7 protein-coding genes are annotated in these 6,566 nt (G+C 68.8%); 3 read left to right on the forward strand and 4 right to left on the reverse strand.

Annotated features, from left to right (window positions below):
* Nucleotides 1-125: 125 nt before the first annotated feature.
* The 3 genes from MHA02_RS17970 to MHA02_RS17980 all read right to left on the reverse strand — a co-directional run bounded on the left by MHA02_RS17970 (nt 126) and on the right by MHA02_RS17980 (nt 1,576).
* Nucleotides 126-1,100 (reverse strand): quinone oxidoreductase family protein, encoded by a 975-nt coding sequence (locus MHA02_RS17970; RefSeq protein ID WP_147081241.1) that lies wholly within the window; start codon nt 1,098-1,100, stop codon nt 126-128.
* A 64-nt stretch (nt 1,101-1,164) separates the two neighbouring features.
* A complete protein-coding gene (locus MHA02_RS17975) occupies nt 1,165-1,389 on the reverse strand; it encodes a hypothetical protein (protein ID WP_238180198.1) in 225 nt (74 codons plus the stop codon).
* A gap of 10 nt (nt 1,390-1,399) precedes the next feature.
* On the reverse strand, nt 1,400-1,576 hold the full coding sequence (locus tag MHA02_RS17980) for a hypothetical protein (RefSeq protein ID WP_210245088.1): 177 nt from the start codon (nt 1,574-1,576) through the stop codon (nt 1,400-1,402).
* 213 nt (nt 1,577-1,789) lie between these two features.
* On the opposite strand from MHA02_RS17980, the gene MHA02_RS17985 reads away from it, so the two are divergent.
* A complete protein-coding gene (locus MHA02_RS17985) occupies nt 1,790-2,995 on the forward strand; it encodes an FAD-dependent monooxygenase (RefSeq protein ID WP_147081244.1) in 1,206 nt (401 codons plus the stop codon).
* A gap of 15 nt (nt 2,996-3,010) precedes the next feature.
* On the opposite strand, the gene MHA02_RS17990 is transcribed toward MHA02_RS17985, so the two are convergent.
* Entirely contained in the window at nt 3,011-4,309 is a 1,299-nt protein-coding gene (locus MHA02_RS17990; protein WP_147081246.1) for a patatin-like phospholipase family protein, read from the reverse strand.
* A gap of 595 nt (nt 4,310-4,904) precedes the next feature.
* On the opposite strand from MHA02_RS17990, the gene MHA02_RS17995 reads away from it, so the two are divergent.
* Together MHA02_RS17995 and hspQ are read left to right on the forward strand one after the other, a co-directional pair.
* Entirely contained in the window at nt 4,905-5,954 is a 1,050-nt protein-coding gene (locus MHA02_RS17995; protein ID WP_147081248.1) for an HpcH/HpaI aldolase/citrate lyase family protein, read from the forward strand.
* Nucleotides 5,955-6,011: 57 nt separating this feature from the next.
* On the forward strand, nt 6,012-6,365 hold the full coding sequence (gene hspQ / locus MHA02_RS18000) for a heat shock protein HspQ (RefSeq protein WP_373318339.1): 354 nt from the start codon (nt 6,012-6,014) through the stop codon (nt 6,363-6,365).
* The last annotated feature ends 201 nt before the right edge of the window (nt 6,366-6,566 follow it).

Raw genomic sequence — 6,566 nt, forward strand, 5'->3', positions numbered from 1 at the left:
TGCGTCCGCGGATCCTGTTACGACAGGATCCCGTCAGGCCTTCGGCAAGACCGGGGATCGCGAAGGAACAAGTCGTTCGCCGGGTCCGGGCAGAGCCGGAATCCCGGTTTCCGGTGATCCCTGGATCACGGGATCATCACCGTAGACCCGGTGGTGGCCCGCCCCGCGAGATCGCGATGCACCTGCGCCGCATCGGCGAGTTTGGCACGTGCGTGGATCGGGATCGTCACCGCCCCGCTCTTCACCACCTCGAACAGCTCGGCGGCGTTGGCGTCGAGCAATTCGCGGGTGGCGATGTGCGTGAACAGCGTCGGGCGGGTCGCGTAGAGCGAGCCCTTCTGGGCCAGGATGCCGATGTCGAAGGCGTCGATGGCGCCGGACGACGAGCCGAAGCTCGCGAAGGTGCCGAAGGGCCGCAGGGCATCGAGGGAGGCCGGGAAGGTCGCCTTGCCGACGCCGTCATAGACGACCGGCACGCCCTCCCCCTTGGTGATCTCGCGGACGCGGGCGGCGAAGTCCTCGTCGCGGTACAGGATCACATGATCACAGCCATGCTGCTTGGCGAGTTCGGCCTTCTCGGGCGAGCCGACCGTGCCGATCACGGTGGCGCCGAGATGCTTGGCCCATTGCGTGGCGATGAGCCCGACGCCGCCGGCGGCAGCGTGGAACAGGATCGTGTCGCCCTTCTGCACGCGGTAGGTCCGGCGCAGCAGGTACTGGGCGGTGAGGCCCTTGAGCATCATGGCGGCTGCGGTCTCGTCGCTGACGCCCTCCGGGACGTGGACCGTGCCGGCGGCGTCGACCACGACCTCTTCGGCATAGGTGCCTGTGGCGCCGGCATACGCGACGCGCTCGCCGACCTTGAAGGCGGTCACGCCCTCGCCGACGGCGGCGACCTCGCCGGCGCCTTCCTTGCCGAGGGTGAACGGCAGCGCGGGCGCCTTGTAGGTGCCCTGGCGGAAGTAGATGTCGATGAAGTTGACGCCGATGGCCGTCTGCCGGACGCGGATCTGCCCGGGGCCGGGCTCCGGCGTCGGCACGTCCTCGTAGGCCAACACCTCCGGGCCGCCGTATTCGTGAATCCGGATCGCCTTGGGCATATCGCTCTTCCTCAACGCTCGTCTCGAAAGCCGAGATAGGGCCGCCGTCGATGCAGCGACAGGATCAGGCCTCGGCCACCGCGATCGTCATGCCGGTGCCGAGCAGGCAGCGGCGGATGCGGCCCTCGATGTCGGGGGTCAGGCCTTGCACGCTCACATGCATCGTCGCCGTATCATCGGGCCGGACGTCGAGGCTGTAGCGCAGGCCTTCGTCGTGCATTTGACGCAACAGGTTGGTGCTCGCCACGGTCATCGCCGTGATATGCTGCTCGATCAAATGGGATTTCATCAGACCGTTGCTACTCGTCCGGACGCTCGTCCTCAACCTCGTGCGAATGTCCGGCCTCGTCCTCGGATGCGGGACGGCGGGTATTCTCGATCGGCGGAAACAGCGTAGCGAGTCCCTGGGCGACGCCGCTGAGCAAGGGATCGAACGACGAGCCGAAGCTGCGGTCCACAGGATCGGCGGTCGTCATGGAAGAGTTCTTCAAGGGACGCTCCCTGCACCGCCTGATGACCGAACGCCGGGGGTAATGCGGGCGGCGGCGTTTGGTTTCATCCGAGCTTCGCGGGATCTGCGTGAGGCCCGTCGGCGACGCACGGTCTTGACCCGACCGCGTCACCGCCTCTGTAAGCTTCGATCAGAGGCGCGCTGAACGGGCGTGTCGATAAATCCCCTCGGGGTTGCAATGTCGGGCATGGTTCGGTTCGAGGCGGCGGTCGTTGGCGCGGGGGCGGCCGGGCTCGCCGCGGCTCTGGCCCTGGCAGGAGAGGGTATCGCCACCGCTCTGGTGGGACGGCATGCCCCCGTGGCCGACGGGCGTACGGTGGCGCTGCTCGACGGGTCCGTGCGCTTCCTCGATGCGCTTGGCGCCTGGACGACCATCGCTCCGCACGCGGCTCCGCTGGCCGAACTCCATCTCATCGACGACACCGGCAGCCTGTTTCGTCCGCCCCCTGCCCGCTTCGTCGCCACGGAGATCGGGCTCGACGCGTTCGGCTGGAACGTCGAGAGCGCCCGCCTGGTCGAGAGCCTGCGCGCACGCGCCAGGACGGTGCCGAACCTGACTCTGTTCGAGAGCGATGCGGCCGAGAGCCGGCGCGACGAGGACAGGGCCGTCGTTACTCTGCAGGACGGCCGCACGGTCGAGACGCGCCTGATCGTCGGAGCGGATGGCGCCCGGTCGCCGCTCAGAGCCGCGTCGGGTCTCGCGGTCCGGGACTGGACCTATCCGCAGGCGGCGATCACCACGATCCTCGCCCATGAGCGCCCGCACCGCGACGTCTCGACGGAGTTCCACACCCGGGCGGGACCATTCACCCTGGTGCCGCTGGCCGGCGGCCATCGCTCGAGCCTCGTCTGGGTGGCCGGCGAGGGGCCGGCCCGACGGCTCTCGGCCCTCGACGACCCGGCGCTCGCCGCCGCCGTCGAACGTCAGGCCCAGGCGATGCTCGGCGCCATGCGGATCGACGGTCCGCGGGGTTTGGTGCCGATGCGGGGGCTTTCGGTGTCCTCGCCCGTGGCCCTGCGACTGGCGCTGATCGGCGAGGCCGCCCACGTGTTTCCGCCGATCGGCGCGCAGGGCCTCAACCTCGGCCTGCGCGATGCCGCGTCGCTACGCGATGCCGTCGTGGCCGCCCGCGAGACCGGACGCGATCCGGGATCGCGGGCGGCACTCGCCGGGTTCGGCCGCAGCCGCGGTGCCGACGCGCGCCTGCGCGGGACGGCCGTCGATCTCCTCAACCGCTCGCTCCTCGCCGACCTCGTGCCGGTCGACGCCCTGCGCGGCCTCGGCCTGATCGCCATGAGCACGCTCGCCCCCTTGCGAAAGATCGTCATGCGCGAGGGCGTGCTGCCGCGCTTCGGGGCGCCGAGCCTGATGCGGGGGCGCTGAGCTCGGATCGCAGGATCAGCGGGCCGCCGACTCCCCCAGCCCGTCCGTCGGCTGAGCCGTGGCACCCTTCACCGTCTTGGCCGTATTTGCCTCCGGCGGTTCGGCTTGGCCCGCGGCGAACGCCGTGCCGGCGCGGCCGAGGCCTTCGCCGTGCTGGTAGAGGGCCTTCATGTAGGCCGGGTCGAAGGGGGCCGGCGAGACCTTGGTGAAGCGGCCGTCGATCTCGGCGACGTGCAGGTCGAGCCCCGAGCGCTGCGCGAACACCTGCGCCAGGGCGATGGCGCCGCGGGTCTGCGCCTTGATCGCTGCCGACATCGAGCGGCCGAGTACGCCGAGGATCGTACGCGGCGCGATGCCGAATTCGGGCGTCAGCCGGTTGTTCACGACGAGATAGACCGTGTGGGTCGGCAAGCGGATGCCGGAGGTGCGGCCGACGAGGGCCGGTGCGGGCGCGAGATAGAACGGCGCCATGGCGCCGCCGTCGTCGTGCATCTCCTGGAACCTCTTGCCGTCCTCCCCCAGAGCATCGATCATCACCGGCGGAAACACGCCGGGGATCGCGGTGGAGGCGAGCACGATCTCGCGAAACAGCTTCAGCGGCTTATCGCCGTAGCGGCCGGCATCCTTGCCAGCGGCGAGGCTCGCGATCGCGCCCATGTCCCAGACCGTCGAGCGCTCCGCGTCGACCTGGGTCGTACTGATCAGGAGACGACGGCCCTTGGCGTGCTCGGCGGCGACCGCCTTGAGCAGGTCGGGCGTGACCGACTTGTCGATGCGGTCCTTGAGCGGCCAGTTGTCGGTGAGCGCAGCGGTTGGATTACCGCCGAGCTCGAACACGTCGGCCGCGGTGATCTCGGTGTAGTTCGCCTTGAGCGCCGGGTCGGCCGCCGGGCCGACGAAGGCGAAGGGTGCGATCAGCGCACCCGTCGACACCCCGGTGACGACGCCGAAGGCCGGACGGTCGCCGGCCTGCGACCAGCCCGCGAGCAGGCCGGCGGCGAAGGCGCCGTTCTCGCCGCCGCCCGACAGGACGAGCCAGGGATCGCCCGCGGCGCCCGCCCCGTCGATCAGGGCCTGAAAAGCCTGCGTGTCGTCGCCGCCGATGCGGAGCCGGCCCGGCAGGCCTTCGGGCCAGGCGCTGGCCGCTTCAGCGGCGGTGAAGTCGACGCGCTCCTGCTGCGCGGCCGGCTTCTTGTCGGCGGCGTGCCTGCCCGCTGCATGCGGGAGGGGCTTGGCGAGGGCTGCCGGCGCCGCCGTCGCGAGGGCGAGCGCCACGGTGCCGGTGAGTATGAACCGTCCGCGCGATGCGATCATGATGGCCAATTCCTGTCCGAGGCCGCCTCGACCCAGGAACACGGGAGGCGTCGGCCTGTTCCGGCCGGGCCGGATGCCCGTGTGCCGAACGACACAGTGCTTTGCGCGGCCATCCGTATCGGGGTCATGATGGCACGTCGCGCGTGCGTAGCAATGTCAATACAATCTTCAGAGACGTGGGCCGCCGGATCGAAAACTTGGAAGAACCGGCGAAAACAGAGAGAATCTGATATCTCGCCGCCTTCGCACCTCATCGAGCAGTCCGTGGACGAGCGCATGATTTCGATTAACCAGTTTACATCCGATCGACCGACGGGCTGCGGAAGATAACGACCAAATCGAGGTCTTGCCTAGTCTCCTCACGTTCCAAATTGCGGAATGCCGCCGATTGCTGCGGTGCACGATCCGGCCCCTCGCCCATCCCCGGATCGACGACCGGGACGGCGACCGTAGGCTCCACACGGAAGCGGCGCCTGCACGGCAATGTGCCGCCGCAGGATGTTTTGGGGAAACCGGATTCCACTTTCCCGCATCATGCTCTAACCGGACGGCCAGAACCCTTGCCGAGACGGCCGCATCCGGAGCCCGTGACCCCATGAAACTACCGCGCCGCTTCTTCCAACCGCTCGCCGCAGGCGCCCCGGAGCCGTTCCGCGAGCTTCCGGTGAAGCTCGAGCGCATGATCCACTTCGTGCCGCCGCACAACGAGAAGGTTCGCGCGAAGGTCGGCGATCTGGCCGCGACGGTCGACGTGGTGCTCGGCAATCTGGAAGACGCTGTGCCGGCCGACCAGAAGGAAGCCGCGCGCAAGGGCTTCATCGCCATGGGCAAGGAGATCGACTTCGCCAAGACCGGCACCGGCCTCTGGACCCGCATCAACGCCCTGAACTCGCCCTGGATTCTCGACGACCTGTTCGAGGTCGTGTCCGAGATCGGCTCGAAGGTCGACGTGGTGATGGTGCCGAAGGTCGAGGGGCCGTGGGACATCCACTACATCGACCAGCTGCTGTCGCAGCTCGAGGCCCGCCACAAGGTCCAGAAGCCGATCCTGGTCCACGCGATCCTGGAGACGGCCGAAGGCGTCGCCAACGTCGACGCCATCGCCTCCGCCTCACCCCGCATGCACGGCATGAGCCTCGGCCCGGCCGATCTCGCGGCGTCGCGCGGCATGAAGACCACCCGCGTCGGCGGCGGCCACCCGGAATACCGTGTCATCTCCGATGCCAAGGGCGAAGAGGCCCGCGCCTCCGCCCAGCAGGATCTCTGGCACTACACCATCGCCCGCATGGTCGACGCCTGCTCGGCCAACGGCATCAAGGCGTTCTACGGCCCGTTCGGCGACTTCTCGGATTCGGCCGCCTGCGAGGTCCAGTTCCGCAACGCCTTTCTGATGGGCTGCGCCGGCGCCTGGACGCTGCACCCGAATCAGGTCGCCATCGCCAAGAGGGTGTTCGCGCCGGATCCCGACGAGGTGAACTTCGCCGCGCGCATCGTCGCGGCGATGCCGGACGGTACCGGCGCGGTCATGCTCGACGGCAAGATGCAGGACGACGCCACATGGAAGCAGGCCAAGGTCATCGTCGACCTCGCCCGGCTCGTGGCCGACAAGGACCCCGAACTGGCGAAAGTCTACAAGCTGTCGTGATCCTGTCGCAGGGCAGGATCGGGTGACATGGGAGGGGCGTCGGCTTATTGAGCGGCCATGCCCGATGCTGCGATGCCCGAAGACCTGATCAGAACGGCCAAGTTCAATCTCGGATCGGTGGTCCGTCACCGGATCTACCCGTTCCGCGGCGTCGTGTTCGACGTCGACCCGGAATTCGCCAACACCGAGGAATGGTGGCAGGCGATTCCGGAGGAGGTGCGGCCGCGCAAGGACCAGCCGTTCTACCACCTGCTCGCCGAGAACGCGGACAGCGAATACATCGCCTACGTGTCCGAGCAGAACCTCGTGCCCGACACGTCCGGCGAGGCCCTGCGCCATGCCGGTATTTCCGAGGTCTTCGATCGGGCTCCGGACGGTGCGTATCGGGTGCGGGCCGGCCAGGCGAACTGAAGCGGCCGGCTCCTGGCGGTCCGGTCGGCACCGGGCGTCGATGCTCCGTACGCTGCCGGACTCCGTGGCTCGTCCTTCCTGCAACGGGCGCGCGTTCCGCGAACCGTGACCGTCGCACGATACCGCATCCCGGCCTCCGCGAGCTGCCTGTGCAGAGTCATCGGTTCTGCCAGCACAGTTCGCCGGAACAGGGTTGCTAGC

This window comes from Methylobacterium haplocladii (assembly GCF_007992175.1).
Taxonomy (GTDB): domain Bacteria; phylum Pseudomonadota; class Alphaproteobacteria; order Rhizobiales; family Beijerinckiaceae; genus Methylobacterium; species Methylobacterium haplocladii.

Bases quoted from the DNA above. Each gene is read 5' to 3' on its own strand.
- MHA02_RS17975 (WP_238180198.1), bottom strand. From the start codon at position 1,389: ATGAAATCCCATTTGATCGAGCAGCATATCACGGCGATGACCGTGGCG.
- MHA02_RS17970 (WP_147081241.1), bottom strand. From the start codon at position 1,100: ATGCCCAAGGCGATCCGGATTCACGAATACGGCGGCCCGGAGGTGTTG.
- MHA02_RS17980 (WP_210245088.1), bottom strand. From the start codon at position 1,576: ATGACGACCGCCGATCCTGTGGACCGCAGCTTCGGCTCGTCGTTCGAT.
- MHA02_RS17990 (WP_147081246.1), bottom strand. From the start codon at position 4,309: ATGATCGCATCGCGCGGACGGTTCATACTCACCGGCACCGTGGCGCTC.
- MHA02_RS17985 (WP_147081244.1), top strand. From the start codon at position 1,790: ATGTCGGGCATGGTTCGGTTCGAGGCGGCGGTCGTTGGCGCGGGGGCG.
- MHA02_RS17995 (WP_147081248.1), top strand. From the start codon at position 4,905: ATGAAACTACCGCGCCGCTTCTTCCAACCGCTCGCCGCAGGCGCCCCG.
- hspQ (WP_373318339.1), top strand. From the start codon at position 6,012: ATGCCCGATGCTGCGATGCCCGAAGACCTGATCAGAACGGCCAAGTTC.